The following is an 18,870-nucleotide window of genomic DNA, read 5'->3' on the forward strand; positions in this document are numbered from 1 at the left end:
TGTGAAGACAATTATTTTGCCGCTAATACATCCGCAAATGCTTTCACATATGGCGGAAGATCCGGTGGACGTCTGCTTGAAACGAGATGTTCATCTGTGACAACTGCTTCATCAAACCAGTCCGCACCAGCATTCGTCATATCATCTTTAATACCAGGTGTACTTGTCACTTTTTTGCCTTGCAGGATTCCGGCTGAAATCAGCACCCAGCCAGCATGGCAAATTTGTCCGATTGGTTTGCCTTTCGCATCAAACGTACGGACAATATCTAATACTTCTGGATATCGGCGCAGTTTATCAGGCGCCCATCCGCCTGGAACGAGCACAGCATCATAATCGTCAGCTTGAATGGAATAAAAATCTGCATCGGATACGGCAGGCACTCCATACTTGCCGGTGTACTCATGATCTGCTTTTTCTCCTACGAGATGGACGGTTGCGCCCTCCTCTCTTAAACGTAGAACTGGATACCATAGCTCTAAATCTTCAAAATCATCACTCACAAACGCAATGACCTTCTTATCTGATAAACGCATAACATCTCTCCTTTTCTTCCGATTTCCTCTATTGTACGAGATCATCTCTTAAAAAGAAAAGCGGTTCCCCTTGAGGAGAACCACTTTCATTATTCATTGATCTTGAATTTTTTAATTAAATCTCGCAGCTCTTCCGCCATTTGGGAAAGAGTCGTAGAGGAAGAACTAATCTCTTCCATAGAAGCGAGCTGCTCTTCAGCAGATGCCGCGATATCTTGGATGCTTGCTGAACTCTCTCTCGATACATCTGCAATGTCATTGACTGCTCGAGAAATTTGCTCAGATCCTTTTGAAAGCTCGCGTACCGTTGTATTCATTTCATTAATTCTTGTTGCGATTTCCGCTGTTTGCTGGTTAATTTGTGAGAAGCTTTCTTTCGTTTGGTCTGTAATAGAAAGACCATTTTTCACTTCTTCATTCACCGATTTGAACATATTTTGAGATGTTTCAATTTCAGATACAATTTCTTTCACGAGCTTTTCAATCTCTTTTGCTGAATCTGATGATTGAACCGCTAGTTTACGTACTTCTTCTGCGACAACCGAAAAGCCTCTGCCTGACTCGCCTGCACGTGCTGCTTCGATGGCTGCATTAAGTGCGAGTAAATTCGTTTGATCTGCAATGCCGTTAATCACACCTAGGATGTTTGTGATATCTTTTGATTTATGCTCTAGTCCGTTGATCACACCTTCAGCTTCTTTCACTGAATGGTCGATTGTTTTCATTTGGCCAACTGTTTGCTCCACAAGCTGTCCGCCTGTTTCCGCTACTGTTTTTGATTGAACAGATGACGCCGTGATCACATCAGAGGTTTGTGCGACTTCGTTCAGTCCTTCATTCATTTGTTTCAAATGGGCCGCACTTTGTTCAACCATTTCGCTTTGATTTTCGTTGCCGTTTGAGAATGTTTCAATAGATGATGTAATATGTTCTGTTGCCTTTGTTGTTTGACCTGCGCTTGCCGTCAGTTCTTCAGATGATGAAGCCACGTTTTCAACAGATGTTTGTACGGCTTGAATGACATCTCTTAGTGACTCACTCATTTCATTAAAGCTTGTGCCAAGCTGTCCAATTTCATCTTGTGACCTGACGTCAATTTTTTCTGTCAAATCTCCCTCACTGATCTTCTTCGAAGATGAGACAAGCATGGAAAGTGGTTTTGTAATCGAACGGATGATAAAGAAGATAAGAATACCGCCAATGATGAGGGCGCCGGCTAAAATAATGGTGGCCATGTTAAAGACTGGCTGCGCAGCTTCTTCTACTTCACTTACAAACATTGTACCGACAATCTTCCAGCCAGTTGCCTTATTTGTGGTGAACTCCATTTGCTTTTCTTTTCCTTCAAACATATAACTCATAGATCCTTTATCTTGTGAATAGAGTTTTTCTAACCACTCACCAGATAATTTGGACCCAGCTTTTTTCGTTGGATGGGCAACAAAGGTACGATCAGGGCTTCCGATAAAGGCATAGCCTTGTTTACCAATGTTAATACTATTTGACTCTTTCACTAGATTCGCAATGTCTAGGTTCATCGCAATGACACCTGATCCGTCCTCTAGTTTTTTAGAGATTGTCACAACAAGAGTACCGGTTGATGCGGTTGGGTACGGAGCTGAAACAGACAGCTCACCGTTTTTCGCCCAGCCATCTTTATACCAATCTCGCTCAGTTGCGACATAGTCAGCAGGCATTTTTTTATGAGGATATCTTGAAAATACTTTGCCATCACTTGAAGCGACAAAAATGCCTTCTGTGTCATCATTCATACTCATGAACTGCTCAAAGCGTCCTTGAATATCAGTCGTTCCTTTTTGCTTGAGTTTTTTCTTCGTGATCCATTGACTAAAGAAATCGGCCGCGTCTGTTTTCACTTTCACAACCTTCGTAATATTTTTATCTAGCTGCTCTACATTTTCCTTTGCGCTTTGCATGATTTGATCATTTAAGGAGGTGCTCGCAGTATGATATGACGAGTATGCCAATACAATGATTGGGCATAAGAGAATAAATAAGAAAGAGAATACGAGCTTTTTTGAAATAGATGGCTTTCGGAAATACTGTATGAATTTCATAAAAAAGAAAACTCCTTTTAGTAAGATAGTATATATATCGGAAGTACTACTAGGTTGTTTACTTTTTTAACTTATTAAAGTCTAAATAAGTCCAAAATACCCAATTTATATGCAGTGAAAGGAAAAACACCTGACGCCAAAACGTCAGGTGTTTCACTACACCTCTTACATTTTAAATTGTTTAATGAGCTCTCTTAATTCTTCTGCCATCTGTGATAAAGTGGCAGAGGATGAGCTGATTTCTTCCATTGATGCCAGCTGTTCTTCTGCAGAAGCCGCAATATCTTGGAAGCCTGCAGAGCTTTCTCGTGAAAGCTCTTTGATCTGATTGACCGCATGTGAAATATCGTTCGAGCCATGTGAAAGCTCTTTGGCTGATCCGTTCATTTGTTTCATTTGTTCAGTCAATTCAGATGTTTTATGGGTGATTTTCTCAAAACTCACTTTTGTTTCATCTGTCATGTTTAATCCAGACTGAACTTCACCCGCTACTTGTTTAAACATTTTTTGTGATTTTTCAATTTCCTCTACAATCTCGTTCGTCAGGCTTTCAATTTCTTTTGAAGAGCTTCCTGATTGCTCTGCCAGCTTGCGAACTTCTTCTGCGACAACAGAGAAGCCTCTGCCTGCCTCACCTGCTCGTGCGGCTTCTATCGCTGCATTTAAGGCAAGAAGGTTCGTTTGGTCTGCGATGCCGTTGATGACACCTAGAATGTTTGTAATGTCCTTTGATTTCTGCTCTAAGCCTGCAATGACAAGCTCTGCTTCTTTCACTGCCTGCTCAATCGTCTGCATTTGACCTGCTGTTTTTTGAACGAGTTCTCCACCAGCCTGAGCGGTTTTGCTAGATTCGATCGACGATTCCCTCATATGAGAGGTGGTGTCGACCATGTGCGATAAGCTGCGATCCATTTCGTTGAGCTGGACTGAGCTTTTTTCAATCATATCATTTTGATGTTCAGTGCTGTTTGAGAACTGTTCAATAGATGATGTAATATGCTCGGTCGCTTGGGCTGTCTGTCCCGCACTTGCCGTTAATTCTTCAGATGAGGCCGCCACATTTTCAATTGAATTCTGGACGGCTTGGATGACTTGTTTCAGCTTTGCAGACATATCATTAAAGCTCTGCGCAAGCTTGCCGATTTCATCGTGAGTACGTACCTCAATATGCTGGGTAAGGTCTCCCTGACTGATTTTCTCAGCCGATTCAGAGAGCTCTATCAGTGGTTTTCGAATGGATTTAATAATAAAATAAATCGCCATTCCGCCTACGACAATTGCAGCTGCAAGTATGATCATTGTTAAGTCGAGCACTGGCTGTGCGGCTTCCTTTACTTCGTTGACATACATCGTCCCGGCAATCTTCCAGCCTGTCGCTTCATTTGTATCAAAAAACATTTGCTTCGGCTGTCCGTTGTATTCATATTCAAAACTGCCTTCTTTTTTGTCATACATTTTTGCGGTGAAATCACCTGTCAATTTTGTCCCGGCCTTGTCCGTTTTATGGGCAACATAACGCTTATCTGACGTGGCGACAAAGGCATAGCCTTCTTGGCCAATTTTGATGCTGTTTGTATCTTTTACGACAGTGTTCAATCGCATATTGACCCCAATCACACCAGAACCATCTGCTAATTGTTCTGATATTGTAATGAGCAGGTCATCAGATGACTTATCTATAAAAGGATCTGAAATGATGGGTTTCTCATCTCCCATCGATTGTTGAAACCATGGCTCATTTTTGATGCTCTTTGCACTGCCTTTATGGATCTTGGAATATTCTGTTAGTTTACCATTTTGATCTGCAACAAATACTTCCACCACATCTTCATCAGTTTCCGATAGTTGCTCTAATTTCACCTTGAGTAAATCTTTGTTTTTAGAGGCCAATTCATTCTTTTTCACCGATTTGGATAAGTATGACACAATGTCAATTTTAGGCTGTACATCTTTATTAATGAGTTCGTTTAATTGCTTAACACTATTTGCAGCACTAGACATAATCTCATCATTGAGAGACTTGGATGCCACCTCATAAGAAAATGCTGCCAATACGAGAATTGGCACTAGGAGAATCGCTAAGAATGCAGTAATTAATTTCTTCGACATCGTCAAGTGCTTAAAAAAGTTGATTTTTTTCATTACCCTACTCCTTTTGATTTATGATTTGTGATCTTCCTCCTCCATTCTTAGGTAATATGAATCAATTTTCAAGGTCTAATGTTCCGGAAAACATCAAAATAAGTATAATCGCCTATTTCTTTTGGTTTATTCAATTTAAAAAAGCCTCCTAGCTGGAGGCTCTTTTCATCATGTCTATTCGACTTTAAATTTGCTAATCAAATCACGCAATTCTTCTGCCATAGAAGAGAGTGTGGCAGAGGACGAGCTGATTTCTTCCATTGATGCCAGTTGCTCTTCTGCTGAGGCGGCAATGTCTTGAATATTTGCGGAGCTTTCTCGTGATACGTCTGCGATCTCACGGACAGCCTCTGAAACATGTGCAGAGCCCTTTGAAAGCTGGACCACTGTTTGATTCATCGTTTGAAGCTGATCTGAAATTTCTTTTGTCATTTCGAAAATATTGTGGAAGCTTCCTCTCGTTTGTTCAGTGAAGCTTAAGCCTGATTGAACTTCTCGATTCACCGCAGTGAATACTTCCTGTGATACATCGATGTCTTGAACAATTTCTTTGATCAAATTCTCTATTTCTTTCGCTGAATTGGCAGATTGAACAGCAAGTTTCCTTACTTCTTCTGCTACAACTGAGAAGCCTCGACCGGATTCCCCAGCTCTTGCTGCCTCAATCGCTGCATTTAGTGCAAGTAAATTCGTTTGATCGGCGATTCCATTGATGACACCGAGAATTTGTGTAATGTCTTTTGATTTACTTTCCAGTGCACTAATGACATTCTCTGCTTTTTTCACTGACTGATCAATGACATTCATTTGAGAAGCAGTTTTTTCAACAAGCTGTCCGCCTTCCCCTGCGATATCTGTTGATTTGATCGATGAAGCGGTAATCGATTCAGCAGATTCATTCATGTGCTGAAGGCCTCGGTTCATTTCCTCTAACTCGTCTGAGCTCAATTCCACTTTATCATTTTGGCTTTCATTTCCGCTGGAGAATTGTTCAATGGCTAATGTGATATGCTCTGTTGCTTTACTTGTTTGTCCTGCGCTGGCGGTCAGTTCTTCTGATGAAGAAGCGACATTTTCGACTGAGGTTTGAACAGCACCAATGAGTGATCTTAATGAGTCAATCATCGTATTAAAGCCTTTACCAACTTGTCCAATTTCGTCATCTGATTGGATCTTAAGCTTATCACGCAAATCACCATTGCTGACTTTTTTCGAGAAGCGGGCAAGGTTGGATAATCTCTTTGATATAGAGCGGACGATAAAGAAGATGAGGGTTCCTGCTACGATAAGTGTCACACTGAACACGATAATGGCTGTATGGAAAACTGGCTTTGCCGCATCTTCTACCTCTGATACGAGCATCGTTCCACCGATTTTCCAGCCGGTTAATTCATTAGTCACATACGCAACCTTTTTATCTGTTCCTTTGAGCGAGTAGCTGCCGCTTCCTTCTTTGTTTTTAAAAATAATATTCGCTAGATTTTCGTTGACTTGACTTCCTGGCTTTTGGGTTGGATCTGCTAGAACGGTTTTATCCTTTTCCATGATGAAGGCATAGCCTTTTTGTCCAATTTTGATTTCTTTTAATTTTTGAAGCAGGCTGTCAATTTCCATATCAAGCCCGATGACACCTGAACCATCTTTCATTTTTTGAGCAATGGTGATGACCATTTTACCTGTGGATGCTGCTAAGTATGGTTTTGTGATGACTTGTTTGCCGCTTTCTGCATTGAGCGCCTCTTGATACCATGGCCGCTCTCTTGGATCGTAGCCATCAGGCATCTTTTGAACTGGGTATTGCATGAACAATCCCTTTTCAGAGCCTGCATAGATAGCAGAAACATCTTTTTCATTAATTTTTCCATATTGCTGCAATTCTTTAATGGTCGCATTTCTATTTTTTTCTTGAAGATTAGAAGCTTTGAGAGAGTCTGTAAACAGTGTCACAGCATCTGCTTTGTTTCCAATATTCTCATTGATTAAAGTATCAAATGCATTGACCTGACTCATAGCACTGCCCATAATCTGTTTGTCTAGCTCTGTCTTTGATGTGAAAAACGCACTAATTGTCAGTGCGACGGTTGGTAGGATAAGGACTACCAAAAAGGCAATGATTAATTTTTTTGAAATGGATGGTTTTTTGAACCATTGGATCATTTTTCCCATTTTATCTTTCCCCCTTTACTTCTCTAAAGTTATTATCGGATAAAAGGTATATTTTTAGAGACTGGAAATGACGTTTAAAAATAAAAAAAATACCCAGACAATTCTGGATATTTTTTTATCGTTTTTTAATTGATTTTAAATTGACTTGTTAACTCTTTTAGTTCCTCTGCCATATTTGCAAGTGTCACAGAAGAGGACGTAATTTCTTCCATAGATGCCAGCTGCTGTTCAGCAGAAGCAGCAATGTCTTGAATGTTCGCTCCGCTTTCCCTTGAGACTTGACGAATCTCCTGCATGGCTTGTGACACAAGCTTTGAACCGCTCGATAGGTCAATCGCCGTATCGTTTAATTGGGTCAGTTTTTTCGACATTCCTTCTGCCGCCTCATAAATGTTCTGGAAGCTTTCTTTTGCCTCTTCTGTCATGCCGAGTCCTGCATTTACTTCTCGATTGACCGTTTTGAACATATCTTGAGATTTAGCAATTTCTAACACAATTTCTTGGATCAGCTTTTCAATTTCTTTCGCTGAATCTGCGGATTGGACAGCTAGTTTTCTCACTTCCTCTGCAACGACGGAGAAGCCGCGCCCCGATTCACCTGCTCTTGCTGCTTCGATTGCTGCATTAAGCGCAAGTAAATTCGTTTGATCCGCAATGCCGTTAATCACATTTAAAATACTCGTAATATCTTTAGATTTGTATTCTAATTCTTTCATGACTTGTTCTGCTTCTTGTACAGATGTATCGATATGTTTCATTTGGTTGGCTGTGCTTTCAACAATGCGGCCGCCTTGACCAGCAGCCTCTGTCGATTGAAGTGAGACAGCAGCCACTTCTGATGAGGTATGTGACATGCCTTGTAATCCTTCATTCATCGCCACAAGCTGATTCGTACTAGATTCGAATTTCTCGTTTTGCGCTTCATTTCCATTTGAAAATTGTTCAATCGACATCGTGATATGCTCTGTTGCTTGACTCGTTTGGCTGGCACTTGCGGTCAGCTCCTCTGAAGCAGAAGCCACATTGTCGACAGAATGTTGTACAGCTCGGATGACTTCGCGAAGGGATTCACTCATCTTGCTAAAGCTTCTTGTCAGATCCCCTATTTCATCCTTCGATTTGGTTTCAAGAGTTTCGGTTAAATCGCCTTCACTCACTTTGTTTGAGAAATCAACCAGCTTTCTAAGCCCAATTGTGATGGAGCGAACGATGAAGAAGATTGCGATGCCGCCAAGGATAAATGAAGAAATTAAAAGAATAATGGCAGAATTCCAAACTGGCAGTGCTGCTTCTTCTGTTTCTGATACAAACATCGTTCCAGCAATTTTCCAACCTGTTAAATCATTCGTGACAAAAACGAGACGCTTTTGCTCTCCTTTATTCTCATAAGTTGCATTTCCTTCTTTGCCGCTGTAAAGGATAGATGAAATATTTCCTGTGACCTTAGAGCCTGATTTTTCTTCTGGATGAGCCACAATTTGTTTGTTTTTATTTGCAATAATTGGATAACCTTCTCGTCCAATTTTAATTTCCTTTATTTTATCAACAATGTCCTGAACATCGATATCGATCCCGATGGCTCCCGACCCGTCCTTCAGGCGCTGAGCGATCGTGACAACCATGCCATTTGTTGTAGCAGAGATGTATGGATTGGTGACAACAGGTTCACCTTTTTCATCCTGCATTGCTTGTTGATACCAATCGCGTGTTGTTGGATCATAGCCTTTTGGCATATCTACTTTAGGAAACTGAACGAAATCACGCTTTTTACTTGCTGCATAAAAACCAACTACGTCTTCTTCATTGATTTTGCTGTATATCTCAAAATGCTCATAAAGTTCATGCTGGTTTTTCTTTTTAAAGTCGTTTGCAGTGGACGTTTCGGTAAAGAGTTTCACCGCGTTTTCTTTGTTCAAAAGCTTTTGCTCGATCAAGTCATTCAGCTCATTGACTCTTGCATTCGCTCCGTACATGATTTCATGATCTAATTCTTGTTTGGCAATCTGATATGAAATCGCACTTAGTGTAATGATTGGTAAGACGAGAACAAGTGTGAATGAAATAATCAGTCTCTTTGAAATCGATGGTTTTTTCAACCATTTTATTGCACTTTTCATGGTTTTCCTCCTTTTAAACGTTATGTTTTATATCGGACAACTTCATATTATTTTCATGTTTTTCAAATAAAAAGGATGCCTTTTTGTTTATTTTCACTAATTGATTCCTTGCCCAAGCATCGCGCATACGCTAATACAAAAGGGGGCGATTTTCATATGATTATCCTTTCAGGACAGCCAGTGACAAATGATCAGCTGGCATCGTTTCAGCTAGAGGGACAAAAGCGAATCATTTTGATGCAGTTACAAGCTTCAAATGATACGTTCCGCTATAGGCAAGCATCAGATTTGTTATTTGAGGTGACCTTAAGATCGAACATTATGAATGCCGCAAGAGATTTGCATAAAAGTGGTGCCTCATTTGCCGTCTTTCAAAGGTCTCGTGCAAATGACGCATTTTGGCGTGTATCAGAGGCAGGAGCACTAGAACTGCGCTATCAAGTTGAACCATCTAGAGGGATCAAAGACATTTTTGAAAATGGCTCAAAATATGCGTTTGAATGTGCAACGGCGATAGTCATTGTATTTTATATGGGGGTCCTGCAAACGGTAGGAGACGAGAAGTTCAATCGAAGGCTTCGAAGTTTAACACTGTATGACTGGCATTATGATACATTGTCGATTTATACAGAACGTGGAAATGACTTTATTTACGGAGATTGTTTATATTTCGAGAATCCGGAGTTTAGCTATCAGCAGTCACAATGGCGCGGGGAAAATGTCATTTACTTAGGAGAAGATCAATATTACGGACATGGGCTTGGCATTTTAACAGCAGCAGAAATGATCGACAAATTAAACAACAGAAGGCGGCCAGGTGCTGTTCAATCCGCTTATTTATTGCCGCAGACCACCCGGATGGATGTCATCTATCTCAGGCAAATGTTCGGCAGCTAAAAAAGGCCTCTTGTCTATTGGTTATGACAAGGGGCCTTTGTATGCCTTGCGTTTGCGATAATCTTGGAGCGTGCCAAGCATCGTGTTCGCAAGGATCTCCATTTCTTCTAGATCGTTTCTTGTGACCGGAGGGTCGTGGCGGCTCCATTTCACGTAACGAGCAAAATAGTAATGACGAATGGGGGTAAGGACGGCAGGAGAGTGCGGAAAATCATCAAATACAAATTCGATTTGTCCTTTTTTCCGGTACGAATGTTTTAAGATGTCTATCCTGTCACACCCCCCTCATGAATTTATGTCTGCGTGAGTTCGTGCATGATGTCTTCAACGGTTAAAATTGAATGAATGCGGCCAACGCCCTGTCCTGCCCAAAGAGCCATTTGCTCAGGGTTTCCCGCAGCGGCTGCCGCTTTTCGCATAGGCGTTGTCCATCCATGCTGTACTGGATAGGGAAGAACCTTATCTTCATGCGGCTTTTCTGCCTCCATCCACTGATTCACAATGCCTCTTGCTCTTTTCCCAGAAAAAAGCCTTGTGACCTTTGTTTCACTGCCTTCTGCCTGTAAAATGGCCTTTTTGTACACTTCCGTTGCAGCGCTTTCCTGACTGGCTAAAAATCGTGTACCGATTTGAACGGCATCCGCTCCAAGCTCCAGGGCTGCTTTCACACCTGCTCGATTCGTGATGCCCCCTGCGGCGATCAGAGGCACATGACATATCTGTTTGACGTCAGAAATCAGACTGATCAATCCCTGCAAGGCATCTCCTTTTGATGGTAAAAAGGTGCCGCGGTGTCCCCCTGCTTCACTTCCTTGCAGGACAATGGCATCCATTCCTTTTTCCTCTAAAAGCAGTGCTTCCTCTTTTGTTGTGGCCGTTCCGATTAAAAAGATCCCCTTTTGTTTTAAGCGATGAATCGTTTGTTCATCTGGACAGGCGAATGTAAATGAAAGAATTGGCACATCTTCTTCTTGAAGAATGTTGATTTTCTGTTCAAAATCAGCCCATAATTCCTCTTCGCTAGGCATCATATGCGTTTTTGGTAATACAGGCAGCCGCTTTTTCCAAAATGCCACATCCTCTTGTTTTACATCTGGAATTGGTTCTGGCACAAAGACATTGACCTGAAATGGACGGGATGTGAGCTGTTTGACCTGTCTGATTTGCTGTCTCATGTTTTCAGGCTGCACATAACCACTTGCTAAGCTGCCAAGCCCCCCATACTGTGAAACAGCTGCTGCGAGCTGCGGCGTCACGGCGCCTCCTGCCATTGGCGCCTGGATGATCCCATGTTTGATTTGAAGTAACGCTGTGAATTCCCCCATCTATTTCCCCACCTCACTTGTTTGATGACACCTGAACATAAAAATGCCGATGCCTTGGCCCGTCAAACTCACAAAAATATATTCCCTGCCATGTTCCAAGCACAAGATCACCGTAATTGATGAGAACATGCTGAGATGCGCCCATATAACTGGCTTTCATGTGTGCTGCTGTATTTCCTTCCATGTGCCGATCCTTTGGATGTTCCCACGGAAAGACTTCGTCAAGCCGGCGCAGCATATCTCGTTTGACATCTGGGTCCGCATTTTCATTAATAGTGATCCCTGCTGTCGTATGTGGACAATAGACAATGACGGTTCCGTATTGGATGCCGGTTTCCCGGACATATTGATGGACTTCGTGCGTGACGTCTATCATGTCATCGCGTCTGTCTGTTTGTAAATCGATTTTTTTCATATGAGCTGCTCCTTTTTGTCATTTCTATAAAACCATACCCTTTTTATGTGAAACAAATCTCTGACAATAGGCAGACGATCCCCTCACCTAAAGTTTACCAAGCAAAAAAACCTCGTCAAGAGCTCCGAGGTTTTTAGAAAAAGTGAATCTTTTTTATTTCAATGGTACGAATATGATGGTCTTCTGCCTCTAAGATTTTAAATTCACAGCCTTCTGCTTCAATCGTATCTCCAATCTCAATATCGAATTTATGCGTCATCATCCAGCCAGCAATCGTATCGACATCATCATTTTCAATGGCTAAATCCAATAAATCGTTTACTTCATCAATCAAGGCTTTCCCATCCATCACATAGTGGAAGTCCCCTTTTTTGACAATATGCGGAGTCTCATCCTGGTCATATTCGTCCCGAATCTCTCCCACAATTTCCTCTAATATGTCTTCTACTGTGACGAGTCCCGCTGTTCCGCCGTATTCGTCTACAAGCATCGACATATGGATCCGTTCCTTTTGCATCAAAATAAGCAATTCTTGAACAGGGGTACTTTCAATCACCCGAATCACCGGACGCATTAAGTCATCAATGGAAACCTCTTGATTCAGGAAGCTTGCTTTAAATACATCTTTGCTGTTGATGACACCAATCACGTGATCTTTGTCTTCTTTGATGACAGGATAGCGTGTGTACCTTTCGTTCAGCATATAATGCGTGATATCCTCAAGCGTCTGCTCAATGTCGATGGCTGAGATTTCTGTGCGAGGAATCATGATCTCTCTCGCCACTCGGTTATCAAATTCAAATATTTTATTCACATATTTATATTCAGATTGGTTGATCTCGCCCTTCTCGTAGCTTTCAGATAAAATGAGACGCAATTCTTCCTCACTAATCGCCACTTCATGTTCTTTGACAGAATGAAAACCAAATAATTTCACAATGCCTCGCGCAGCCCCATTTAATGCTTTAATAAACGGGTACATGACTTTATAGAAAAAAATCAGTGGTTTTGCTGTCACAAGACTGACGGCCTCTGCCTTTTGAATGGCAATCGTTTTAGGCGCCAGTTCTCCAACGACGACATGTAAAAACGTAATGATCACAAATGCGATGATAAACGATAAGATGTCTGTCAATGCGGAATGAAGCTCTAATTTTTCAAAAAGCGGATGCAGGAAATGCTCCACCGTCGGCTCTCCTAACCACCCTAAGCCTAATGCAGTGATGGTAATCCCCAGCTGACAAGCGGATAAATATTCGTCGAGATTTGAAATGAGTTTTTGAACATGGATGGCTCTCTTATCACCGCTTTCGATCAGCTGATTGATTTTGGAGCCTCTAATTTTCACAATCGCAAATTCAGTGACAACAAAAAATGCTGTCGCAGCAATGAGTAATATGACTAAAAATACGTTTAAAATGTACAAAAAAACCCTTACCTAACATTGGTAAGGGCTCACCTCCTCTGGCGTCAATTAATCATTACGGCCATTTAGGAAGATCATTACAAAACGAAGCAATTCAAACAGGGAGACAAGAGCTGCTGCTACGTACGTTAGAGCTGCAGCATTTAATACCTTGTTCACACCTCTTTCTTCACTGCTTCTAATGATTCCTTCTGAAACAATGATATCTTTTGCACGAGAACTTGCATTAAACTCGACAGGCAATGTGACAAGCTGAAAGAACACAGCCGCTGAGAACAAAATGATCCCAAGCCCGATTAAGTTAAGGCTGCCTAGCAATAATCCACCCAGAAATAAAAGCGGGGCAACACCAGATGCAAAGTTCACGACAGGGAATATCTTATGTCTCAAGACAAGCGCACCATAGGATTCCTGATGCTGCAAGGCATGTCCGACCTCGTGTGATGCGACTGAAATGGCCGAAATCGAATGGCCGTAGTACACTGGTTCAGATAAACGAACCACACGCTGCGTCGGGTCGTAATGATCAGTCAAAGTTCCTCTTACCGGTTCAACAGGCACGTCGTATAACCCGTTGCGATCTAAAATATATCGAGCGGTTTCAGCGCCTGTTTTCATACTGGCTGCCTCGACCTTTGAATACTTTTCAAAATTATTCTTCACTTTAAATTGTGCCCAAAATGACAATCCCAATGCGGCAAATGTTAAAAAATAAAAAAACAGCATGCTCATCAGCTTCCTTTTTATTTTATATATTTATTTACAATTTTAATGACTTTTATGTAACGTGTACAGCAAAAAGCACTAGGTCTTTTTAAGGGGGAGGACAGCGCCAATGAAAAAGAAGAACACACCTAAGCATGCTGTATAAAAGGTCACCGTTCCGTATAGGTCTTGAAAAAAACGCAGCCACGAGAAATCATTCATGAAATGATTCACAGCATTTAAGTCAAACACAAGCAAGATCACAGCAGATGACAAAAAGTGGGCGCCGATAAAAAGAAGTACGGTCTTTTGAACGAACGACATTCGAATCCCTCCTTCTCCTCTCTTATTTTAAGATATGGGATCTATTTCAATACATGACGAAGATGAAAAAATGTTCCTCAATCGGGCATACTGACATTAGCAGTCTCCTGAAAGGAAGAGTCCGATGAAATCAAACCGTATCTTTATCGCTTGGCTAAGGTGGCCTCTTTATCTTCGCATTGCCATCATCATTTGTTTCATACTTCTCTTTTTTGGTCAATTAATCGTTTTAGTTGAACCAAAGCAGTACCATACGATCTTTGATGGGATCTGGTGGGCGCTCATTACAATCTCTACTGTTGGATACGGTGATTTTGTGCCGCAAACCATGCCTGGACAAGTGGCTGGTATGGCTCTCATTTTTATCGGTGCAAGCTTTGTCACGGCTTACTTCGCCACGCTTGCTGCCGCTGTGTTTAGCAAGCAGCACCATTATGTAGAGGGGAAAGTTACTTTTAAGGGAAAAGGGCACCTGATTATCGTCGGCTGGAATGAGAAAACGAGCAAACTGCTTCAATCGTTTCAAACAATTGATCCAGCCATGCCGATTGTACTGATTGATGACTCCTTGAAGGAAGGGCCTCTTTTAGAAAATGTTCATTTTATTAAAGGACATGGTACGGAAGATGTCACACTTCGCAAAGCCAATATTACAGGCGCAGATACACTCATGATTACCGCAGATCAGCATGAAAATGAATTGACAGCCGATATGCAGAGTGTCTTAACATTGCTCGCAGCAAAAGGATTAAATCCTTCGTTATACTGCCTAATTGAGATTTTAACAGATCGTTACGTGAAAAATGCCGAGCGTGCTGGAGCCAATCAAGTCATCCATACATCTGATGCTGTGAATCATTTAATGGTCGAACATTTTCTTTTAAAGGAACAGCTCATGACGTTAAAGAAAAAACGAAATATGACACTGCATAAACATGTCACCATCATTCCTGTACCAGCTTCATTAGCGGGAGAAACGTTCTTAACAGTGCTCCATCACTTTCTAGAGCATCATGTGATCATCGTAGGCGTACAAAAAAAAGAAGGACCCATGATGAATCCTCCCTTTGGATATGAGCTTCATCCAGAGGATGAGCTGATCAGCCTTTAAAGCAGTGCATCTTCTAATTCCTTGACGAGTGAAAAGCCAATCTCAGTATAAGCTTTTGATACATCTCCATCTTTCTCTTTTGGTTCTTGGAATTGGTTAAAGGATGCTCCCACATTTCCAACCATCGCATGGTCATCTAATTTGTCTTGATATACATGCTTTAAGAGAAATGGATGTCCCACTTTCACCACAACACCTGGCTGATCCAGCTGTCCTTTCTCGGCTGTAAAAGGAACTCTGAGAAAGGTATAGCCATCACGGTTATCAATTTTATAATCAAAATACCCGTGATCATAATCCCAATTGCCATTAATGACGTAGCCGAGCGGCTTCATGGTTTCTTCCAAATGATATAGTGAAAAGCTTTCACCAGTCAGCCTGGATGGTACATGAATCATACGAAACCCTCCTTTTTGCTTAGGGTTCGTTAAAGAGAGGAATTCATGCATCTTCCTTTCGTCATTTGCACATTGTTTGTAAAAGCGGCATCGAATAAGCTTTGATTGAAAGATGGATTGGTCTCATTCGCACTGCCAGCGCCTTCTGTATCCTTCACAGCACTCATCGGACAAATGCGTCCAACATTGCCAAAGTTGACGATCGCCTGACCAGAAATATCGTGAATATAAATATGATTCGTTCTCATCGATTCTTCACTCTCCTCCACTCATTATTCTATGTACAAAGCATGGGGAAGCTTACACATGAACCATAAGAAAACAAAAAAGGCACACCTTTATCAAAAGGTGTCCCTTGTCGTTCTTATGATTGTTTTAGACGGCTTTCAAGCTCTGCCTTTTTCTCTTCGAAGCCCGGTTTTCCTAATAAAGCAAACATATTCACTTTATAAGCTTCTACACCAGGCTGATCGAATGGGTTGACGCCTAGTAAATAACCAGACATCGCACATGCTTTCTCGAAGAAGTACACGAGATATCCGAATGTATAAGCATCCATCTCAGGAATGGTGACAATCAGGTTCGGTACTTTCCCATCAGTATGGGCAAGCATTGTCCCTTCAAATGCTTTTTTATTGACGAAATCGACCGTTTTTCCTGCTAGATAGTTTAAGCCATCAAGGTCTTGTTCTTCTGTTTCAATTACAAGCTCATGTCGAGGCTTGTCTACATTCACGATTGTTTCAAACAAGTCTCTTCTTCCCTCTTGCACATATTGACCAAGTGAATGAAGATCGGTTGAGAAGTTGGCAGAAGAAGGATAGATCCCTTTTTCATCTTTCCCTTCACTTTCGCCGAATAATTGCTTCCACCATTCTGCGAAATATTGTAGGCCTGGCTCATAGTTAATCAGCATTTCAATTGTTCTGCCTTTATTGTAAAGGACATTACGGACTACAGCATATTGATAAGCCGCATTTTCTGACAGCTCAGATGAAGCGAAGTCTTCGCTTGCTTTCGCAGCACCTTCCATCATTTGATCAATGTCTGCTCCACTCACAGCGATTGGCAATAGACCAACTGCCGTTAAAACGGAATAACGCCCACCTACATCATCAGGGATGATAAATGATTCATAGCCTTCTTCGTTTGCTAATGTTTTGAGTGCCCCGCGTGCTTTGTCAGTTGTCGCATAAATACGTTTTTTCGTTTCTTCAGCACCATATTTCTCAATGAGGAGCTTTTTAAAGATGCGGAACGCAATGGCTGGCTCTGTTGTTGTTCCAGATTTTGAAATCACGTTAATGGAGAAATCTGCATCTTCCAGCAGATCCATCACATCTGTTAAATAAGAAGAACTGATGTTGTTACCAATGAAAATGATTTGCGGTGTCTTGCGTTTGCCTTTTGGTAAAGTGTTATAGAAAGAATGGTTCAAAAATTCAATCGCCGCACGTGCGCCAAGATAAGAGCCGCCGATTCCTACAACGAGTAAAACATCAGAATCAGACTTAATCTTTTCTGCACTTTTTTTAATACGGGCAAATTCTTCGCGATCATATTGCTTAGGCAAGTCAACCCAGCCTAAATAATCACTGCCTGCACCCGTTTGCTCATGAATATTATGATGGGCCACCTTCACAAAATCTTTTAAATATGTAAGCTCATGCTCTTGAAAGAAAGGTAACGCTTTCGAGTAGTCAAATTGAATATGTGTCATCGCTTGTAAGCCCTCCATTACGTTAGTTCTGTCTCTTTCACTTTAGCGGAACTAGCTATTGAAATCAAGTGATCGTCACTGGTGCAGCAAAAAGCCGCTGCTCATGAAGAGAAGCGGCAATCCGAATTATAAAGAGGCTTTCAAAATAGATAGAATGTCATCACGGTTTAATTTCATAAAGTTACCAAAACCACCGTATTCCATTTCTTTCGCTGCAATGTCGGCAATTGTGTCTAGTTGCTCTTCACCAATGTCATAATCAGCTAAACGGCTTGGTGCACCTAGGCTTGTCCAGAAGGCTGACAGCTTATCGATTCCTTCTAATGCGATGTCACGATCTGATTTTCCTTCTGTCTCGATGTCAAACATGCTCAGCATGAGATGTTTAAAACGTTCCACATTATGATCGAGTGTATGGCGCATCCAATTTGGGAAGAGGATCGCAAGTCCACCTGCATGCGGAATGTCATAAACAGCCGATACAGCATGCTCAATCGTATGAGACGCCCAGTCGCCAAAGTAGCCCATTTGCAGCGTACCATTTAAAGCAATGGTTCCTGCATAAAGAATGGTTTCGCGATGCTCATAGTTTTGTAAGTCTTCAAGCAGTTTTGGTGCTGTCTCGATCACCGTTTGAAGAACAGCAAAACACATCCGATCCTGTAAAGGCGTGTTTTTTACATTATGGAAGTATTGCTCGAAGACATGGCTCATCATATCGACCATTCCATAAACAGTCTGGTTTTCTGGGACAGAATACGTATGCTCAGGGTCTAGAATAGAAAAGGCAGGGTGAGTTACTGAACTGCCCCACACATATTTTTCATTCGTTTCCCAGTTTGTGATCACAGAGTCTGGGTTCATTTCTGAACCTGTCGCCGCAAGCGTCAGCACTGTGCCAAACGGCAATGCTTTTTGAGCAGTTGTTTTCTTTGAGATAATATCCCAAACATCACCTTCATACTCTGCTCCAGCTGCAATCGCTTTTGTACAGTCGATGACACTTCCGCCTCCAACTGCTAATAAGAAATCAATTTTTTCCTTTTGGCAAATGTCGATTCCCTTTTTCACTGTTGTGAGGCGAGGGTTCGGTTCAACGCCAGACAGCTCAAATACTTCAGCTTCTGCTTCATTTAACGCGCTGATGACATTGTCATAAAGACCATTTTTCTTAATGCTGCCTCCGCCATATACAAGTAACACTCGTTTCCCATAACGAGCAAGTTCGCTTTTGAGTCCTTCTAGTTGTCCTTTTCCAAACATTAATTTCGTTGGATTATAGTAAATAAAGTTCTCCATCTATTACAACATCTCCTTATGACGAATATATCCAAAAACATGAAAGACTACTGTAACATAAGTACACGTCGAACTCAAAAAAAGATAACTGCTCGAAAGCAGCTATCTTAGATTGTTGACAAAGGGCTAAAATGAAGTTTATTTTAATCCTTTGTCTTCTTTTCAGCGTGATAGAAAACCTTTGCAGTCTAGGAAGAACGAGCACTGGCGC

General features: G+C 41.5%; 17 protein-coding genes and 3 pseudogenes. 2 read left to right on the forward strand and 18 right to left on the reverse strand.

Annotation, left to right across the window (positions count from 1 at the left end):
- Positions 1-11: 11 nt before the first annotated feature.
- The 8 genes and pseudogenes from NPA43_RS14060 to NPA43_RS19305 form a co-directional block, all read right to left on the reverse strand.
- The gene (locus tag NPA43_RS14060; protein ID WP_256498971.1) at positions 12-536 is read right to left on the reverse strand and encodes a type 1 glutamine amidotransferase domain-containing protein; all 525 of its coding nucleotides are present in this window, start codon (positions 534-536) and stop codon (positions 12-14) included.
- 89 nt (positions 537-625) lie between these two features.
- On the reverse strand, positions 626-2,614 hold the full coding sequence (tlpB, locus tag NPA43_RS19350; RefSeq protein WP_099727129.1) for a methyl-accepting chemotaxis protein: 1,989 nt from the start codon (positions 2,612-2,614) through the stop codon (positions 626-628).
- A gap of 165 nt (positions 2,615-2,779) precedes the next feature.
- Entirely contained in the window at positions 2,780-3,727 is a 948-nt protein-coding gene (locus NPA43_RS19280; RefSeq protein WP_370461116.1) for a methyl-accepting chemotaxis protein, read from the reverse strand.
- Positions 3,719-4,756 (reverse strand): annotated as a pseudogene (locus tag NPA43_RS19285) (HAMP domain-containing protein); the annotation flags it as partial. The gene NPA43_RS19280 and the pseudogene NPA43_RS19285, both read right to left, overlap by 9 nt.
- A gap of 174 nt (positions 4,757-4,930) precedes the next feature.
- A complete protein-coding gene (locus NPA43_RS19290; protein ID WP_370461115.1) occupies positions 4,931-5,881 on the reverse strand; it encodes a methyl-accepting chemotaxis protein in 951 nt (316 codons plus the stop codon).
- Positions 5,876-6,922: pseudogene (locus tag NPA43_RS19295) on the reverse strand (HAMP domain-containing protein); the annotation flags it as partial. The pseudogene NPA43_RS19295 and the gene NPA43_RS19290, both read right to left, overlap by 6 nt.
- Before the next feature lie 125 nt (positions 6,923-7,047).
- Positions 7,048-7,998: a methyl-accepting chemotaxis protein gene (locus NPA43_RS19300; RefSeq protein ID WP_371930242.1), complete on the reverse strand. Its 951-nt coding sequence runs from the start codon at positions 7,996-7,998 to the stop codon at positions 7,048-7,050.
- Positions 7,990-9,039, reverse strand: a pseudogene (locus NPA43_RS19305) (cache domain-containing protein); the annotation flags it as partial. The pseudogene NPA43_RS19305 and the gene NPA43_RS19300, both read right to left, overlap by 9 nt.
- Before the next feature lie 156 nt (positions 9,040-9,195).
- On the opposite strand from NPA43_RS19305, the gene NPA43_RS14085 reads away from it, so the two are divergent.
- Positions 9,196-9,936 carry a protein-glutamine gamma-glutamyltransferase gene (locus NPA43_RS14085; RefSeq protein ID WP_099727125.1) on the forward strand — a complete coding sequence of 247 codons (741 nt, stop codon included), beginning with the start codon at positions 9,196-9,198 and terminating at the stop codon, positions 9,934-9,936.
- 21 nt (positions 9,937-9,957) lie between these two features.
- Here the strand turns inward: NPA43_RS14085 and NPA43_RS14090 are convergent, their stop codons facing one another.
- The 6 genes from NPA43_RS14090 to NPA43_RS14115 form a co-directional block, all read right to left on the reverse strand.
- The gene (locus NPA43_RS14090) at positions 9,958-10,206 is read right to left on the reverse strand and encodes a hypothetical protein (RefSeq protein ID WP_099727124.1); all 249 of its coding nucleotides are present in this window, start codon (positions 10,204-10,206) and stop codon (positions 9,958-9,960) included.
- A gap of 23 nt (positions 10,207-10,229) precedes the next feature.
- Entirely contained in the window at positions 10,230-11,261 is a 1,032-nt protein-coding gene (locus NPA43_RS14095; protein ID WP_256498972.1) for a nitronate monooxygenase, read from the reverse strand.
- 13 nt (positions 11,262-11,274) lie between these two features.
- The gene (locus tag NPA43_RS14100; RefSeq protein ID WP_256498973.1) at positions 11,275-11,676 is read right to left on the reverse strand and encodes a secondary thiamine-phosphate synthase enzyme YjbQ; all 402 of its coding nucleotides are present in this window, start codon (positions 11,674-11,676) and stop codon (positions 11,275-11,277) included.
- 133 nt (positions 11,677-11,809) lie between these two features.
- Complete coding sequence (locus tag NPA43_RS14105; protein WP_256498974.1) at positions 11,810-13,102, reverse strand: hemolysin family protein; 1,293 nt, start codon at positions 13,100-13,102, stop codon at positions 11,810-11,812.
- Between the two features lie 48 nt (positions 13,103-13,150).
- The gene (locus tag NPA43_RS14110; RefSeq protein ID WP_034317468.1) at positions 13,151-13,825 is read right to left on the reverse strand and encodes a zinc metallopeptidase; all 675 of its coding nucleotides are present in this window, start codon (positions 13,823-13,825) and stop codon (positions 13,151-13,153) included.
- An 81-nt stretch (positions 13,826-13,906) separates the two neighbouring features.
- Positions 13,907-14,131, reverse strand: a complete 225-nt coding sequence (locus tag NPA43_RS14115; RefSeq protein WP_099727120.1) for a YuzI family membrane protein — start codon at positions 14,129-14,131, stop codon at positions 13,907-13,909.
- A gap of 124 nt (positions 14,132-14,255) precedes the next feature.
- Between NPA43_RS14115 and NPA43_RS14120 the strand changes: the two genes are divergently transcribed.
- A complete protein-coding gene (locus NPA43_RS14120) occupies positions 14,256-15,242 on the forward strand; it encodes a potassium channel family protein (protein ID WP_099727119.1) in 987 nt (328 codons plus the stop codon).
- Here NPA43_RS14120 and NPA43_RS14125 read toward each other — a convergent pair.
- The 4 genes from NPA43_RS14125 to NPA43_RS14140 form a co-directional block, all read right to left on the reverse strand.
- Positions 15,239-15,640, reverse strand: coding sequence for a YugN-like family protein (locus NPA43_RS14125; RefSeq protein ID WP_256498975.1), 402 nt, complete (start codon positions 15,638-15,640; stop codon positions 15,239-15,241). The two genes, NPA43_RS14120 and NPA43_RS14125, sit on opposite strands and share 4 nt — an antisense overlap.
- A gap of 29 nt (positions 15,641-15,669) precedes the next feature.
- Positions 15,670-15,888: a spore germination protein gene (locus tag NPA43_RS14130; protein ID WP_099727117.1), complete on the reverse strand. Its 219-nt coding sequence runs from the start codon at positions 15,886-15,888 to the stop codon at positions 15,670-15,672.
- Positions 15,889-16,004: 116 nt separating this feature from the next.
- Positions 16,005-17,360, reverse strand: coding sequence for a glucose-6-phosphate isomerase (locus NPA43_RS14135; protein ID WP_256498976.1), 1,356 nt, complete (start codon positions 17,358-17,360; stop codon positions 16,005-16,007).
- Positions 17,361-17,486: 126 nt separating this feature from the next.
- Complete coding sequence (locus NPA43_RS14140; RefSeq protein ID WP_099727116.1) at positions 17,487-18,659, reverse strand: iron-containing alcohol dehydrogenase; 1,173 nt, start codon at positions 18,657-18,659, stop codon at positions 17,487-17,489.
- Positions 18,660-18,870: the final 211 nt, after the last annotated feature.

The sequence above is a fragment of the Bacillus pumilus genome, from assembly GCF_024498355.1.
GTDB classification, from domain to species: domain Bacteria; phylum Bacillota; class Bacilli; order Bacillales; family Bacillaceae; genus Bacillus; species Bacillus pumilus_P.